The 15,262-nt window shown below is 65.9% G+C and carries 14 protein-coding genes; 3 read left to right on the top strand and 11 right to left on the bottom strand.

Annotated elements, in window-relative coordinates:
• Positions 1–13 precede the first annotated feature (13 nt).
• Positions 14–1,300, bottom strand: a complete 1,287-nt coding sequence (locus AC07M1_RS06835; RefSeq protein ID WP_495161803.1) for a pyruvate dehydrogenase complex dihydrolipoamide acetyltransferase — start codon at positions 1,298–1,300, stop codon at positions 14–16.
• A 147-nt stretch (positions 1,301–1,447) separates the two neighbouring features.
• Here AC07M1_RS06835 and AC07M1_RS06830 point away from each other — a divergent pair, with 147 nt between their 5' ends.
• Entirely contained in the window at positions 1,448–1,903 is a 456-nt protein-coding gene (locus AC07M1_RS06830; RefSeq protein ID WP_495161802.1) for a universal stress protein, read from the top strand.
• A gap of 5 nt (positions 1,904–1,908) precedes the next feature.
• The gene (locus AC07M1_RS06825) at positions 1,909–3,237 is read left to right on the top strand and encodes a M28 family peptidase (protein ID WP_495161801.1); all 1,329 of its coding nucleotides are present in this window, start codon (positions 1,909–1,911) and stop codon (positions 3,235–3,237) included.
• Between the two features lie 74 nt (positions 3,238–3,311).
• Here AC07M1_RS06825 and AC07M1_RS06820 read toward each other — a convergent pair whose 3' ends face one another.
• From AC07M1_RS06820 to AC07M1_RS06780, 9 genes are all read right to left on the bottom strand, one after another.
• Positions 3,312–4,238: an RcnB family protein gene (locus AC07M1_RS06820; RefSeq protein ID WP_495161800.1), complete on the bottom strand. Its 927-nt coding sequence runs from the start codon at positions 4,236–4,238 to the stop codon at positions 3,312–3,314.
• A 135-nt stretch (positions 4,239–4,373) separates the two neighbouring features.
• On the bottom strand, positions 4,374–4,859 hold the full coding sequence (locus AC07M1_RS06815; protein ID WP_495161799.1) for a GAF domain-containing protein: 486 nt from the start codon (positions 4,857–4,859) through the stop codon (positions 4,374–4,376).
• A gap of 40 nt (positions 4,860–4,899) precedes the next feature.
• Entirely contained in the window at positions 4,900–5,574 is a 675-nt protein-coding gene (locus AC07M1_RS06810; RefSeq protein ID WP_495161798.1) for a DNA alkylation repair protein, read from the bottom strand.
• A complete protein-coding gene (gene arfB / locus AC07M1_RS06805; protein ID WP_495161797.1) occupies positions 5,571–5,975 on the bottom strand; it encodes an alternative ribosome rescue aminoacyl-tRNA hydrolase ArfB in 405 nt (134 codons plus the stop codon). The genes AC07M1_RS06810 and arfB overlap by 4 nt, the downstream gene beginning before the upstream one ends.
• Positions 5,965–6,678 (bottom strand): RluA family pseudouridine synthase, encoded by a 714-nt coding sequence (locus tag AC07M1_RS06800; RefSeq protein WP_495161796.1) that lies wholly within the window; start codon positions 6,676–6,678, stop codon positions 5,965–5,967. Before AC07M1_RS06800 ends, arfB begins: the two co-directional genes overlap by 11 nt.
• Positions 6,679–6,732: 54 nt before the next feature.
• The gene (locus AC07M1_RS06795; RefSeq protein WP_495161795.1) at positions 6,733–8,877 is read right to left on the bottom strand and encodes a sensor domain-containing protein; all 2,145 of its coding nucleotides are present in this window, start codon (positions 8,875–8,877) and stop codon (positions 6,733–6,735) included.
• A gap of 93 nt (positions 8,878–8,970) precedes the next feature.
• Positions 8,971–9,753, bottom strand: coding sequence for a dioxygenase family protein (locus AC07M1_RS06790; protein WP_495161794.1), 783 nt, complete (start codon positions 9,751–9,753; stop codon positions 8,971–8,973).
• Between the two features lie 7 nt (positions 9,754–9,760).
• Positions 9,761–10,363 (bottom strand): NAD(P)H:quinone oxidoreductase, encoded by a 603-nt coding sequence (gene wrbA / locus AC07M1_RS06785; RefSeq protein ID WP_495161793.1) that lies wholly within the window; start codon positions 10,361–10,363, stop codon positions 9,761–9,763.
• 88 nt (positions 10,364–10,451) lie between these two features.
• On the bottom strand, positions 10,452–11,150 hold the full coding sequence (locus tag AC07M1_RS06780) for a pirin family protein (protein ID WP_495161792.1): 699 nt from the start codon (positions 11,148–11,150) through the stop codon (positions 10,452–10,454).
• Positions 11,151–11,248: 98 nt separating this feature from the next.
• On the opposite strand from AC07M1_RS06780, the gene AC07M1_RS06775 reads away from it, so the two are divergent.
• The gene (locus AC07M1_RS06775) at positions 11,249–12,178 is read left to right on the top strand and encodes a LysR family transcriptional regulator (RefSeq protein WP_495161791.1); all 930 of its coding nucleotides are present in this window, start codon (positions 11,249–11,251) and stop codon (positions 12,176–12,178) included.
• 51 nt (positions 12,179–12,229) lie between these two features.
• On the opposite strand, the gene AC07M1_RS06770 is transcribed toward AC07M1_RS06775, so the two are convergent.
• Positions 12,230–15,202, bottom strand: a complete 2,973-nt coding sequence (locus AC07M1_RS06770) for a TonB-dependent receptor plug domain-containing protein (protein WP_495161790.1) — start codon at positions 15,200–15,202, stop codon at positions 12,230–12,232.
• Between the last annotated feature and the right edge of the window lie 60 nt (positions 15,203–15,262).

Genomic DNA, 15,262 nt, shown 5'->3' with positions numbered 1-15,262 from the left:
ATCCGCCCCGGCGTCAGGCCAGAAGGCCCATCGGCGACTCGACGAGCGCCTTGAACACCTTCATCAACTCGGCGCCATCGGCCCCGTCCACCGCGCGGTGATCGAAGCTGCCGGTTGCCGACATGACGGTCGCGACGCCCAGCGCGTCGTCGACGATGTACGGACGCTTCTCGCCCGCACCGACCGCCAGGATCATCGCCTGGGGCGGATTGATCACGGCGTCGAACTGCTTGATGCCGAACATGCCCATGTTCGAGATGCTGGCGGTGCCGCCCTGATATTCGTGCGGCTGCAGCTTGCCGTCCTTGGCGCGCTGGCCGAGCTCCTTCATCTGGGTCGAGATCGACGCTAGGCCGATATTCGCGGCGTCGCGGATGATCGGGGTGATCAGGCCGGTCGGCGTCGAGACCGCGACCGAGATGTCCGAGCGGCTGTACTTGACCAGCTTGTCGCCGGCATAGGTGACGTTGCACTTGGGCACCTGCGCCAGCGCGACAGCCAGCGCCTTGATCAGCATGTCGTTGACCGACAGCTTCACGCCACGCCCTTCCAGGCTCTTGTTGAGCTGGCCGCGCAGCTTGAGCAGCGCGTCGAGCTGGACGTCGACGGTCAGGTAGATGTGCGGGATCGTCTGCTTCGCCTCGGTCAGGCGGCGCGCGATCGTCTTGCGGATATTGCTGAGCTTCTCTTCCTCGTGCGGAATGGTCTCGTCATACCAGACCGAGGCAGGTGCCGCCGGAGCCGAAGCGGCAGGCGCAGCCGCAGCGGGAGCCGCCGCCGGTGCCGCAGCGGGCGCCGCGCCTGGCTTGGCGCCCTCGACATCCGCCTTGACGATGCGGCCGTTCGGACCCGATCCGCTCACGCCGCCCAGGTCCACGCCCTTCTCGGCCGCGATGCGGCGCGCCAGCGGGCTGGCCTTGACACGATCGCCGTTCGCCGCCGGAGCTGCAGCGGGAACCGCGACCGGAGCAACGATAGCCGCGGCCTTGGGTTCTTCCTTCGGCGCTTCGGCGGCCTTGGGCGCTTCAGCCTTGGGAGCGGCGGCGGAAACGTCCTCTCCCTCGCCTGCCAGCACCGCGATCACGGTGCCGACCTTCACGCCATCTGTGCCCTCGGCGATCAGGATCTTGGCGATCACGCCCTCGTCGACCGCTTCGAATTCCATCGTCGCCTTGTCGGTCTCGATCTCGGCCATCAGGTCGCCGGCCTTGACCGTGTCGCCCTCCTTCACCAGCCATTTGGCGAGGGTACCCTCCTCCATCGTCGGGGAAAGGGCAGGCATCTTGATGTCGATCGACATGGGTGGGGAGGATCCTGTCGCAGGGTGGTGGTTTCGATCCTCCCTTGCGCGATGAACGGCGCGGGTCAAGTCTGCCGCACCCGTCAACCTCTTGCGCTCCAGCCCTTCCCGCGCCACCACGAAGGGGAAACGGGAGGGGATGGTTTCATGCGTACCTATCTTGTGGTGATCGATGAAAGCCCTGAAGCGCAGATCGCCCTGCGTTTCGCCGCGCGTCGCGCGGTCAAGACCGGCGGCGGGGTCGAGATTCTCTCGCTGATTCCCAAGCCGGATTTCGTACAGTGGGGTGGGGTCATGGCAACGATCGAGGAAGAGGCTCGCCAGCGCGCCGAGGCCCTGGTCGCGGGTGCCGCCGGCACATTGATCCAGGAATCGGGACTGAAGCCCACCATCACCGTCCGCGAAGGCGATGGCCCCAAGATCATCCGCGAGCTGATCGATGCCAATTCGGAGATCGCCGCGCTCGTTCTGGGCGTGGCCGTCGGCGGCAAGCCCGGCGCGCTCGTCACCCATTTCACCAGTAGCGACATGGCCGCCCTCCCCGTCCCGTTGATGTTGATCCCGGGAAGCCTCGACCGCGACGCGATCGACCGGCTAAGCTGAACGACATGCGAACCCTCCCCTTGCTTGCGCTGCTCGCCGCAGCCTCCGCCCCGATCGCCGCCAACGCACAGAACAAGCCCGCTCCCGAGCAGCCCAGCCCCGAACGACTCAAGGCCGATGTCGAGAAGCTGGTGAGCTTCGGCACGCGCCACAGCCTGTCCTCCGCGACCGATCCGGTGCGCGGTATCGGCGCCGCGCGCAAATGGGCCGCCGACGAACTCAACCGCATCGGCGAGAAATGCGGCTGCATCGAAGTCGCCAATATCGCCCGCACCTTTACCGGCCCGCGCGCACCGAACGGGGTCGAGATCGTCAACGTCCTCGGCTTTCAGGCCGGCGAGGACCCCAAGCGCGTCGTGATCGTGCAGGGCCACATCGACAGCCGGGTGTCGGACCCACTCAACTTCACCGCCGACGCCCCCGGCGCCAATGACGATGCATCGGGCGTCGCGCTGGTGATCGAGGCGGCGCGCATCCTCTCGAAGCAGAAGCATCGCGCGACGATCATCTACGCCGCGCTGTCGGGCGAGGAACAGGGGCTGTGGGGCGGCACGCTTCTGGCCGAAACCGCCAAGGAACGCGGCTGGACCGTGATCGCGGTGCTCAACAACGATATCGTCGGCGGGACGATGGGCCAGAATGGCGTCCGCGTCGCCGATCGCGTCCGCGTCTTCTCCGAAGGCATTCGCGCATCCGAAACGATCGAGGAACAGATCAAGCGGCGCGGCGATGGCGGCGAGGATGACGGCCCCAGCCGTGCGCTGGCGAAAGCGATCGACAAGGTCGCCGACGGGCTGCGCAAGGATTCACCCGACGCACTCGACGCGTTCATCGTCCGTCGGCCCGACCGTTTTGGACGCGGCGGCGATCATGAGCCGTTCCTGCGCCTTGGCTATCCCGCTGTCCGTTTCTCGGTCGGTGCCGAGCATTATGACCAGCAGCATCAGGATCTGCGCACCGAGAATGGCCGCGTCTATGGCGACACGATCGACAAGATGGACTTCCCGTATCTGGCGAAGGTCACCGCGCTCAACGTCGCGACGATCCGACGCCTCGCCAACGCGCCCGACGCGCCGTCATCCGTGGTGCTCGACGGCGCGCTCTCGCACGACATCAAGGTGAAATGGAATCCGGTCGCGGGTGCCAAGGGCTATCGCGTCTATTGGCGCCGCAACGACATGCAGGACTGGACCGATGTCCGCGGCGTCGCCGGACTGACCCAGACGGTGCTGAAGGACGTCCCGGTCGACGATCACTTCGTCGGCGTGGCGGCCGTATCCGCGGACGGCAGCGAGAGCATCGTCACCTTCGGCACCCGCCCGCCGCGCCCATAGCCGACGGAGAGATCGCGTTCACCGATTGCGAGCCCGCCGCCACCCTCCCCCCGGGGATGGCGGCGGGACGCGCTTCAACGGCAATAGCAGTTCTTGCCCTTCACCGGTGCGCGATAGAGCTTCTTCGTCGGGGCGCGGCGCACGACCCGGCGGGGTGAGGAGTAGACGACTTCCTCGGTCACGATCGTCTTGGTGGTGACGACCGGAGCCGACTGGATCGTGATCGTCGTGGTCGCCGGAGCGCCGTAATAATAGCCCTGGGTGTAGCAGTTCGCGACGCACACCATAGGGCGTCGCGCATAGCGGCGATGCTCATATCCATCGCGATAGTCATAACGGTCGCGATATTCCCGGCGGTCGTCGCGGCGCACGCGCACATCGCGGTCGTAATCGCGGTCGTCGTAACCGGGCGCATCGTAGTCGGCGCCATAGCCGCGATCATAATCGTCGCGATCGGCGACATAGCCATCGTCATAATCATACCCGTGGCCGTCGCGGTCCCAGTCGAGGCCGCTGACCGAATCCCACACCTTGCCGCGCCGGTCGATCAGCACCGCATCGTCATAATAGCGGACCCAGTCATAGCCCGACGCCGGGCGGCTCAGCCCCCAGCTCGACCAGTCGTTGATCCAGAACCCGCTGCCGATCCAGTAGCTCGGCAGCGTCCAGCCGCGCACGGGCCGGCGATAGGCGCCCCAACCGCCCGGCGCCTTCGAGCCCGCATACCAGCGTCCGTCGATCCGCTGTCCCCAGCGGCCCGGACGCGTGGTCTGCTGCCAGTTTCCCGGACGCGGAGTCGTCGGCTGCCAGCCTCCGGGGCGCGGCGTACCGGGACGCCAGCCGGGGCGCTGCGGTCCGTGCTGAACCCCGGGCACCCGCGCCGCCGGGGCCACGAGCGGCGCGGCGGGAGCGACCGCGACCGGGGGAGCATGCTGCGCCTGTGACGGCAGGGCGAGCGACAGGCCGCCCAGGGCGGTGACGATCAGGGTGGCGGTACGCATGGTTGCGGCAACTCCTTTGCGGACTCGCGCGCTCCAGCAGGTGAAGACGCGATTCTTCACCTTTTCTTAACATTTTCGTTTCGTCGCAACCAACGACGGGCTGTGGTTAAGAAAGTCCCGAATCGGGTCAAGCACTTAACCCGCGATGCGCGGCCCCAGCAGCGCCACCAGCGCCTCGCAGCCCGCCGCGTCCTCCGCATCGAACCGCCCGACGATCGGGCTGTCGAGGTCGAGCACGCCGATCAGCCGCCCCTCATGCACGATCGGCACGACCAGTTCGGAATTGCTCGCCGCGTCGCAGGCGATGTGGCCGGGAAAGACGTGGACGTCCTCGACCAGCTGGGTCTCCCCGCTCGCCGCCGCCGCGCCGCACACGCCCTTGCCGAACGCGATGCGGATGCACGCGGCCTTGCCCTGGAACGGGCCGAGTACCAGCTCGTCCGCGACATTGCGGTAGAATCCCGCCCAGTTGAGGTCGGGCAGATACTGCCAGATCAACGATGCCGCGTTCGCCATGTTGGCGATGGCGTCGTCCTCGCCCGCGGTCAGCGCGTCGAGCGCGGCCAGCAGGTCGCGATAGAGCTCGGCCTTGGATCCGGCTGTGATGTCGAAGCTGTACATGGCATCGCAGGTGGCCCGGCGCGGCTCCGGGCGCAAGGGGTCAACGCCCCTTCGCGTCCGCCTTGGCGAAGGCGCGCAACGCGTCCTTGCCGTTCCAGCGCGCCGTGCGGTCATCCGATGCCGCGAGCTTCGTCGCCAGCGCGCGCGCCGCCGCACGCAATACCGGGTCGCGTTTCCCGCCGATCGCGCGCAACGCCCAGTTGGCACCCTTCTTGACGAAGTTGCGCTCATCGCCCGCCGCCCCTTCGATCAGCGCCAGGCCATGCAGATAGTCCGCCGCCCGCCCGTGCAGCGCCAGGCAGGCGAGCAGCGCGAACCCCGCGCGCCGCCCCATTTCGTCGTTCAGCCGCGTCCACGGCTCGACCATCGCCGCCGCGCCCTCGACCTTGTCGAACAGCTTGAAACAGGCGGTGTCGGTCACCGCCCAATTGTCGAACTCCGCGCGCCAGGCATCCATTTGCGCGTGGGTGACCAGCGCCGGGTCGTCGATCAGAAAGGCGACCATTCGCCCCTCATAGACCCGCGTCGCCCACAGCGCCGCCGCGAGCCCATGATCCTTGCCCAGCGGCTTGGCGACCGCCTGCATCCGCGCCATCGGCACGCCCAGCACCCGATCGGCGGTGACGATGCCGAAACGCGGCCCCATCTCGTCACGGGTCTTCGCCGATCCCTCGGCCGCCAGCGCCGCCATCACCGCATCGACCCGGTCGCTCATTCGACCCGCACCTTGCCGCGTCCGGCCTTGATCTGCGCGCGGCCCTTCTTCTCGTCCACCCGCCGTGCCTTGGCGGCCTTGCTCGGCTTGGTCTTCACCCGGCGCGCATCGCGCTCATAGGCCTTGGTGATCAGCTCGATCACGCGTTCGCGCGCATCCTGCCGGTTGGCTTCCTGCGTCCGGAACTTCCGTGCGGTCACCACCAGCTCGCCGCCCGCCGTCATCCGGCTCCCGGCGAGTTCCTTGAACTTGGCATAGGCATAGGGTGGCAACCCCAGCCGGAACACATCGACACGCAGCTGGACCGCGGTCGCCACCTTGTTGACGTTCTGACCGCCCGGACCCGACGCCGCGAGGAATTTCTCCTCGACGATCGCCGCTTCGGGAAGCTCAGCCGGCATCGTCCCCATCCGCGGCCTCGCCCGCAGCTTCATCCGCCGCGGCGTCCTGCGCGAATCCGCCAAAGCCCATCGCCTTGAAGCGCGCCGGGGTCGGCGCCTCGGCATGGACGTCGGGCTTGCCCGGTCGCGGCACGGTCAGCTGCGCGGCGTGGAGCATCATCGTCCGCCCGCCCGCAACGCCATAGACCGGATCGCCGGTGATCGGGATGCCCAGCCCCTCGGCGGCATGGACGCGGATCTGATGCGTGCGCCCGGTCTCGGGATAGAAGGCGACGAATGCGCGCCCATCCTTCGCGTCCAGCACCCGCCAGCGCGTGCGCGCAACCTTGCCCTTCGGATCGCCGGTCATGCGCCAGCCGCGCTCGGCGCTCGACACCTTGATCAGCGGCAAGTCGATCAGCCCCGACGGTTCTTCAGGCACCCCGTCGATCACCGCCAGATACCGCTTGGTCACCGCCCCGGCCTCGAACGCCTGCTGGAATCGGGCATGCGCCTTGGGGTTGCGCGCCAGCAACAGGCAGCCACTGGTATCGCGGTCCAGCCGGTGCACCGGGGTTGGCCAGCGCTGAAAGCCGAAGGTCAGATTGCCCAGATAATTTTCCAGGCTGATCGATCCGTCGCGCGGCGGATCGACCGGCAGCCCGGCGGGCTTGTCGATGATGATTGCCTCGCCGTCGATAAAGAGAACATGGTCCTGGATCATGCCCCGCTTTGGGCGTTGCCGCGTCCGCGCGCAATGGCGGAAACGGCGATCCCGTCAGCTCAGCGAAGTCTGGAACGTGGGCAGTTCTGGCCGCGCCGACTGAACCATCAACCGCTCCCCGCCCTGCTCGATCGTCCGGTCGATCGACAGACCCAGTTGAGCGAGCATCAAGGTCGATACGCGATAGCGGGTGCGATAGCCGCCCTGATCATCCCGCACCAACGCCTCGTCGAACTCCAGGCCCTGATGCGTGCCGCGCGACCGGCGCACAGTGGCGACAGCCCATTCGCGCGCGCCGAAATCGATCACGAAGCGCGTGCCGACCGGCACGTCCACCAGCCCTTCGATCAGCGCACCGGTCTTGGACAGGTTACGCAGGATCACCGGATAATAATGGTCGCCATGCACCGCGCCGATGCGGCGGAAGGTCGCGACACGGCTGCTGCGCTGCTTGGCCGGGCCGATCGGCTGGATCTCCGACCGCCCCTCGCCGACCATCTCCATCACCGCCGCCGCCGACACCGGCAGACTGTAGAGATAGCCCTGGATCAACCCGACATCGAGCGCGCGGAGCGCTTCGAGCTGGTCGAGCGATTCGACCCCCTCGGCCGTGGTTTCCATGCCCATCGCGCGGGCGAGCGCGACGATCGCGGTGATGATCGCGTTGTTGCGCGACCCGGGATCGGCGACCGACCGGACAAAGCTCTGGTCGATCTTGATCTTGTCGAACGGCGCGGACTTCAGATAGCCGAGCGAGGAATAGCCGGTCCCGAAATCGTCGAGCGCCAGCCGAACCCCGATGTTCTTGAGCGTGGCAAAGGTTGCCTCCGCCTCCGTCCCTCCATCGATAAACACGCTCTCGGTGATCTCAAGCTCGAGCCGTTCGGGGGCCAGTCCCGAATGGGCAAGCGCGTTGAGTACCGTCTGGGGCAGGTTCGGGTTGGCGAACTGGATCGGCGAAACATTGACCGCGACCCGCAGGTCATCGGGCCAGCTTGCGGCATCGACACAGGCCTGACGCATGACCCATTCGCCCAACCGCGCGATCAGGCTGGTTTCCTCCGCGATCGGGATGAACAATGCGGGCGAGATCCGGCCGCGATGGGGGTGGTTCCAGCGCAGCAGCGCCTCGAACCCGGCGACCTGACCGGTCTTGGCGTTCACCAGCGGCTGGTAATTGACCTCCAGCTCGCCGCGGTCGAGCGCGTCGAGCAGGTCCTGCTCGAGCACCCGCCGGTCCTCCGCGGCCTCGAGCATATCCCGCGTGAAGAAGCGATGCCCGCCACGCCCGGCGTCCTTGGCCGCGTACAGCGCCAGATCGGCGTTGCGGGTCAGATCCTCGCTCGTCTCGCCATCCTCGGGCCACACCACCATACCGATCGACGCACCGATCACGCAGCGGCTACCATTGATGAAATAGGGTTGGGAAACGGTACGGATGACCTCGTCCGCCACTTCCGCGAGCGCCTTGCGATCGGTCTGCTCGGACAGCACGATCTGGAACTCGTCGCCGCCGATCCTGCCGATGCAATCGGCATGGTTGAACACCCGCCCCAGCCGCGACGCGACCTGCGTCAACAGCTTGTCGCCGGCCGGGTGACCCAGCGTGTCGTTGATCTGTTTAAACCGGTCGAGATCGACCAGCAGGATCGCGAAGGGCTGATCCGAACGTCCGGACGCCAGCAGCGCCTGTTCGACCAGCGCCGAAACGCCGCGCCGGTTGCGCAGGCCGGTCAGCGGGTCGTGGCTGGCCAGGCGCGATATCGCCTCCGCCGATTCCTGCACCGCGGTAATGTCCGCGCCGATCCCCTGAAAGCCCTGGAAATTGCCGGCGTCATCAAACTGCGGATTGCCGGACATCGTCCAGATCCGCTCCTGCGGATCATGGGTACAGCGCATGTTGATCGCGCGGAACGGCTTCTGCTTCGCCAGCAAAAAGCCGATCGGGGTTTCGATCGCGCCGCTCTCCACCTTGAATACTGAAGTCAGTTGCTGACCCGCAACGCCATGCCCTGTGGCCGCGAACTCCTCCGCCACCCATTCGCTGACATAGGTGAGGCATCCGTCACTGTCGGTGGACCAGAACCAGTTGGTCCGCAGGCCTTCGACGGAAACAAGGAGCTGGCGTTGTGTCTGGTGCGAAGCCGAGTTCCCCTCGCTCCGCAACTTGCGTCGCGGACGCATCTTCGCACCGATCACTCGCCAGCTCCCGCGTGAATTACGCCACGCGCGACAGCTAGTGGGGCTGTGCTTGCGAATTGATGAATTTACTCCGGATCGGAGTGAACTTTGCTACCCGAAACGGTAAGCGTCCATCGCCAGCACGCCATAGGTGTAGCTGTGGTGCAGCCGTTCGGCCTGTACCCCACCCGCGCCCATCGCGGTGAACAGCGGCAGGATATGGTCCATCGTCGGGTGGTTCCGCTGGCCGAACGGTGCGCGCTCGACCGCGTTCAGCACCGCAGCGGTGTCGCCCGCATCGATCCGCTCCTTCATCCAATCGGCAAAGGCCGCCGTCCAGTCCGGCACCGGCGCATCGTGATCGCGTCGCTCGACAAAGACCTCGCGCAGATTGTGGGTCAGGCTGCCCGATCCGATGATCAGCACATTGCGATCGCGCAACGGCGCCAGCGCCTGTCCCACGCGATGATGCCATTCCGGCGCATGGGTGCTGCTGATCGACAGTTGGACCACCGGCACATCGGCATCGGGCCATGCCAGCATCAGCGGCACCCAGGCCCCGTGATCCAACCCGCGCTTGGGATCGATGAAGACGGGAATCCCCGCGCCCGCGACCAGCGCCGCAACCTCTTCCGCTAGCTTTGGATCGCCCTTGGCCGGGTAGCGCAGGTCGAACAGTTTCTGCGGGAAGCCGCCGAAATCATGGATCGTCGCCGGTGCCTCCACCGACGTCACCACCGCCTCCGCCATGTCATGATGCGCGGACACCATCACGATCGCGTCGGGCCGTTCGACCTGCCCGGCCAGCCCGGCGAGGAATTCCCGCGCCGGGCTGGGCTCGAACATGATCATCGGCGAGCCGTGCGATACGAACAGGGCTGGCTGAGCGGCCATTGCTACCTCACGCGAACAGCTTCGCCGCGGTCTCGGCGATGCGCTTGCCCTGGTAACGGGCGCCATTCAGATCAGCCTCGCTCGGCTGGCGGCTGCCGTCGCCATCGGCGATCGTCGTCGCGCCATAGGGGCTGCCACCCTTCACCTCGTCGACACCCATCTGCGCTGCATAGCCATAATCGAGACCGACGATGGACAGGCCGTGGTGCAACAGGTTGGTGATGATGCTGAACAGCGTCGTCTCCTGTCCGCCATGCTGAGTCGCCGTCGAGGTGAAGGCACCGCCAACCTTACCGACCAGCGCGCCGCGCATCCAGATGCCGCCGGTGGTGTCCCAGAACGCCGCCATCTGGCTCGCCATGCGGCCATAGCGGGTCGGCGCGCCGACGATGATCGCGTCATAGCGGCCGAGCGCGTCGGGACCTTCGATCAGGTCATGCGAATGATCGGCCTGGAAGCCGGCGGCCGCGGCCACTTCGGGCGGCGCGGTTTCGGGAACGCGGCGGATATCGACCTCGGCGCCCGCCGAACGCGCGCCTTCGGCGACCGCGTCGGCCATCTTCGAGAGATGCCCGTAGGACGAGTAATAGAGCACCAGAACCTTGGCCATTACGTGTCTCCTGCTGGAAATAATGTCGGGAAGAAGGGGGTGGAGCGGCCCGCCTTGGGAAGGGGAGGTCGCGGGCCGCTCCGGGGGGTTAGTCGGCGTCGACCAGGACGATCTCGGCGTCCTCGATCGCGGTGATCGTCACGGTCTGGCCGCCGGTCAGCGCGGCGCCGTCGCGAGCGTCGAAGGGCTGGCCGTCGATCTCGATCTTGCCCACCGCAGGCACGAGGTAGGCATAACGCCCCTCGCCCACGCTATGGGTCAGGCTCTCGCCCGCCTTGATCGTCGCGCCCAGCAAGCGGGCATCGGCGCGGATCGGCAGCGCATCGTCATCCTCGGCAAAGCCCGAGGCCAGCGTCACGAACTTGCCCGAACGCTCACCCTTGGGGAACGGCTTGGCACCCCAGCTCGGCGCGCCGCCATCGGCTCGCGGCATGATCCAGATCTGGAACAGCGTGGTGGTTTCGGGCTCGAGATTATATTCGGCGTGCCGCACCCCGGTGCCCGCGCTCATCACCTGGACGTCGCCGGCCCCGGTCTTGCCGGTGTTGCCCATCGAATCCTGATGCGTGATCGCGCCCTTCCGGACATAGGTGATGATCTCCATGTCCTTGTGCGGGTGCGCCGGAAAGCCGCTGTTCGGCGCGATCTCATCGTCGTTCCAGACGCGGATCGCTCCCCAGCCCATCCGGTCAGGGTCGTAATAGTTGGCAAAGCTGAAGTGATGTCGGGCGTTGAGCCACCCGTGATCGGCATGGCCCAGGCTCTCGAACGAACGTTTCTCGATCATGTAAGCCTCCTTGTTGACGCCCAAGATAGGCTCTGCGATCAGTGCGTAAATGGAAACGTCCGAAACAGATCGTTTCGTGAAATGCCCGGAGATTGACCTTGCGCTTACCCGATTTCGAAGCCTGGGCGATCTTCGCCTGCGTGGTGGAGCACCGTTCGTTCAGCGGCGCGGCGGAATCGATCGGCGTTTCGAAGGCAACCGTATCCAAGGCGATCGCCCGCTTGGAAGCGCAGCTCGGTACAGCCTTGTTTCACCGGACGTCACGTCGCCTGACGTTGACCGACAGCGGCAATGCGCTGGCCGAACGCGCGGGGCGCATCCTGGCCGAGGCGCAGCAGGCCGAGGAGGCCGCACTCGAATCCGCCAAGGCGCCCTCTGGCCTGGTCCGTATCGCCGCACCGATCACCTTCGGTATCCGCTTCGTGTCGGACGCGATCGCCGATCTGCTAACCGAACATCCGGGGATCGAGATCGATCTGCGCCTGTCCGACGCACGCGTCGACATCGTCGCCGACGGCTTCGACATCGCGCTACGCATCGCCGACCTGCCTGATTCTTCGCTGCGTGCACGCCGCCTTGCGCCGATCACCGCGCGCGTCGTCGCCGCGCCCAGCTATCTGGAGAAGCACGGCACGCCGAAGCATCCGGCGGATCTCGCCCACCATGCATGCTTCCTCTACGCCAACGCGATCGGCGCCTGGCACTTCCGCAAGACCGACGGCGAGGAAGCGGCGGTGCGTCCCGCCGGGCCCCTGATCACCGACAATGGCGACGCGATGCTCCCTGCGCTACGCGCCGGGCTCGGCATCGCCCGCCTGCCCGGCTTCATCATCGACGAGGAGCTGGAGAAGGGAAATCTGGTCGAAATCCTCACCGGTTGGGCGCCGATGAACATCGCGCTCCACCTGCTCACTCCACCCAGCACGCTGCGCCCGGCGCGCGTCGAGCTGGTCATCGACTATCTCTCCCATCGCTTCCGCAACATCTGCGCCAAGGAAACGGCGGCGCGGGCCGCGAAGCGCGCATAGAAAAGGGCCGGCCCGCGCATCCGCGGACCGGCCCCTTTCAACGACTTCGGATCAGAGCTTGTAGCGGAAACCGATGCGGAACTGACGACCCAGCATGTCCGAATAGGTGCTGTTCGACGCGTTACCGGTCTCCGGGACCAGTAGCGGCCAACGGTTGAACAGATTAGTCACGTTGAAGAACATCTCCGCTTCCGAGCTGCCCATCTTGACCTTCTGCGTTAGGTTGAGGTCGGCATAGAACAGCCCCGACACGCGATTATTGTCATAGGTCGGGAAGTTCGTGGTCGAGGGCGGGCAGTTGCTCGTGCACTCGATGCCGTTCGCGACATATTTGCCAGAGCTGATGCCGCGGCCGGTGAAGGTCGCCGAGAAGCTGGGCGTTTCATAGTTGATGCTGCCGCGGAAGATCCAGGTCGGCGTGCTAGCCTGGCCGCCATTGGCACCGACGGTGTTGACCGGTGCCGAACCCGCGATGCCCGTCACCGCCAGATTCTCGATATAGCGCGTCGCGATGCCGCGCAGCGTGATCTGGCCTTCGCCCACTGGGATACGATAGGCCGCATCGAAGTCGATACCGCGCACCAGACGCTTGACGTAGTTGAACGGCTGAGTGCGGATCAGCAGATAGGGTGCATTCGGCTGCGAACGCGCGGGATCGGTGGTGATCGCGTTACAGAAGTCCTGGTTGCCGTCGGCGTAACAGCGGTTGACGACTTCCTGCGCGGAGATCGAGTCGATCGCGCCTTCCAGGTCGATGCGGAAATAGTCGACCGACATGGTGAAGCCGCGCAGGAAGCGGGGCGACAGCACAGCGCCGATGTTCCACGAATTGGCGATTTCCGGCTTCAGGCTCGGATTGCCCGTGGTCAGGCCCGAATAGCTGAAGCGCTGCGGCCCCTTGGACGGATCGGTCGAGCTATAGATCGGATTGGACACCGAATCGCTGTTGGCGGTGCCCGCCTGATACAGTTCGTTCAGGTTGGGCGCCCGGATATCGCGTGAACGCGTCACGCGAATGCGGATGTCGTCGATCGGCTGCCAGGTCCCACCCAGCTTCCAGGTCGTGACATAGCCCGCATTCGAATAGTCGGTACCGCGCACGGCGCCGTTGAACTCAAGCCCGAAGCCCAGCGGGACGACGGTTTCGAGATAGGCTTCCTTCACGGTGTACTTGCCGGTGAAGGGCAGATAGTTGCCGACCGACCATGCGTTGCTGGTCGTTCCGTTCGGGTTGATCACCGGCTGGAATTCGCTCGGCACGCTGCCGCGGATTTTCTCTTCGCGATACTCGCCGCCGACCGAAATGCTGACATCGCCCGCCCAGGTCGCGAACGGCGTCACGGCGAAGTTGGCGCCGGTGACGAACTGCTGCAGCACCTGATCGCGATACGGGTTGCCCAGCACATAGTTGACCGCCGCCGGATCGGCGACACCCACGCCGAGCCGGTTGAGCGGCACGCAATTCGCGTCATCATTGGCAAGGTTGGCATCGACGTTGATCAGGCACTGGATCGAGCCGACCGCATAGCCACGCGCGTTGCCGGCCGGCGCGAACGCGGCGGCGGTGGCGTTGTTCATCCGCGCCGTGTGCATGATGTTGCGCAACTGTTCGCGCACGTCGGAACGGCCATATTGGGCATAGACATCCCAATGGGCGTTCTTCCCGAACGCTTCGAACGTGCCTTCCAGGCCGAAGACATAGCGCTGGACCTTGCGCTCATTGTCGATTGCGCGGAACGGCAGGTCGGCGGCGGTGGTCGCCACGGTGACGCTGGTGACGCCGTTCAGACGTGCCGCGCCAAGCGCCTGCAATGCGAAGGCATTACAGGTGATCGGCACCGGCACGGTGGTGCATCCGGTGGTGTTGTAGGTGATGCCGGTCGACAGGTTCGGACCCGCGTTGAAGAAGACCTTCTGGTGGTTGTACGACCCCTCGAAGAACGCCTCGACCCCGTCGGCGATTTCATAGCTCAGCCGACCGAACACGCCCCAGCGATCGTCCTTCGGCATCAGACCGATGCGACGGCCCGAATCATTGACCTGCCACGACCCGTTCTCGACCACGCTCGGCGCCGAGGAACCGGCCGCGCGGGTGAAGGTCGGGAACTGGAACGTGCCATAGTCGAAGGTGTTCACCGCGCCGTTCTGGCCGAAATACAGGCCACGCAGTGCGTTGACGGTGGTGCCGGCCGAGCCGGTGATCAGGCCACCAGGCGTGGAGTTGGCGGCGCCGATATTGCGACGCGTCGTGATGTACCGCGGGGTCGTGCTGGTCGCGGTCCAGGCCGGATCCTCGACACGGACATAGCCGGTGTGGTTCCACGGACGATCATTCGGATCGATCTCGAAGATGCCGTCCTGATGCGCGATCTCGGCATTGAATATGACATGGCCGCGCCCGTCGGCGAACGAAGTGCCCCCCGAAACGCTGCCCGAATAGTTGAAACCGTCGCCATAAGTGGTGACGCCGGCTTCACCGGTGACGCGCAGCCCCTCAAGCTTCTTGTTGAGCACGAAGTTGACCACGCCGCCGACCGCGTCCGAGCCATAAGCCGCCGAGGCGCCACCGGTCACCACTTCGACACGATCGACCAGCCCTTGCGGGATCGTGTTGATGTCGACCCAGCCGAAGATCGTCGATCCGACCGACCGGCGCCCGTCGAGGAGCACCAGCGTGCGGCCTTCACCCAGGTTGCGCAGGCTCAGCGCGTTGATGCCGGCCGAGCCGTTCGAAAGGTTAAGGCGCGAGTTGGCGGGCTTGGTCGAGCCGGCAAGCTGCGGCAGCTGGTTGACGAAGTCGGCGATGTTGTTGGTCGGCGAGGTGTTATCGATATCCTGACGCGTCAGCACGGTCAGCGGGGTCGGCGCCTGGAATCCGTCACGCACGATGCGCGTGCCGGTAACCACTACCTCACCTTCGCCTTCCTGCGTGGCGGCGGGAGCGGATGTGGGGGCGGCATCCTGCGCGAAAGCCGGATGCGCAAGCGCGCAAACCGTAACGAGAAGCGCGGCTTTGATCTTCATACTGACCCCCTGATTGTCCCGGCCCGCGTTATCGCGTGACCACCCCGGAAATAGCGAAAC

Source organism: Sphingomonas sp. GW821-FHT10C01 (assembly GCF_059415525.1).
This window is presented reverse-complemented; position numbering and strand designations above follow the sequence as displayed.

What these genes read in the sequence shown, in the direction of transcription:
- AC07M1_RS06835 (WP_495161803.1), bottom strand. Translation starts at nt 1,300, where the DNA reads ATGTCGATCGACATCAAGATGCCTGCCCTTTCCCCGACGATGGAGGAG.
- AC07M1_RS06825 (WP_495161801.1), top strand. Translation starts at nt 1,909, where the DNA reads ATGCGAACCCTCCCCTTGCTTGCGCTGCTCGCCGCAGCCTCCGCCCCG.
- AC07M1_RS06830 (WP_495161802.1), top strand. Translation starts at nt 1,448, where the DNA reads ATGCGTACCTATCTTGTGGTGATCGATGAAAGCCCTGAAGCGCAGATC.
- AC07M1_RS06800 (WP_495161796.1), bottom strand. Translation starts at nt 6,678, where the DNA reads ATGATCCAGGACCATGTTCTCTTTATCGACGGCGAGGCAATCATCATC.
- arfB (WP_495161797.1), bottom strand. Translation starts at nt 5,975, where the DNA reads ATGCCGGCTGAGCTTCCCGAAGCGGCGATCGTCGAGGAGAAATTCCTC.
- AC07M1_RS06770 (WP_495161790.1), bottom strand. Translation starts at nt 15,202, where the DNA reads ATGAAGATCAAAGCCGCGCTTCTCGTTACGGTTTGCGCGCTTGCGCAT.
- AC07M1_RS06810 (WP_495161798.1), bottom strand. Translation starts at nt 5,574, where the DNA reads ATGAGCGACCGGGTCGATGCGGTGATGGCGGCGCTGGCGGCCGAGGGA.
- AC07M1_RS06790 (WP_495161794.1), bottom strand. Translation starts at nt 9,753, where the DNA reads ATGGCCGCTCAGCCAGCCCTGTTCGTATCGCACGGCTCGCCGATGATC.
- wrbA (WP_495161793.1), bottom strand. Translation starts at nt 10,363, where the DNA reads ATGGCCAAGGTTCTGGTGCTCTATTACTCGTCCTACGGGCATCTCTCG.
- AC07M1_RS06815 (WP_495161799.1), bottom strand. Translation starts at nt 4,859, where the DNA reads ATGTACAGCTTCGACATCACAGCCGGATCCAAGGCCGAGCTCTATCGC.
- AC07M1_RS06820 (WP_495161800.1), bottom strand. Translation starts at nt 4,238, where the DNA reads ATGCGTACCGCCACCCTGATCGTCACCGCCCTGGGCGGCCTGTCGCTC.
- AC07M1_RS06780 (WP_495161792.1), bottom strand. Translation starts at nt 11,150, where the DNA reads ATGATCGAGAAACGTTCGTTCGAGAGCCTGGGCCATGCCGATCACGGG.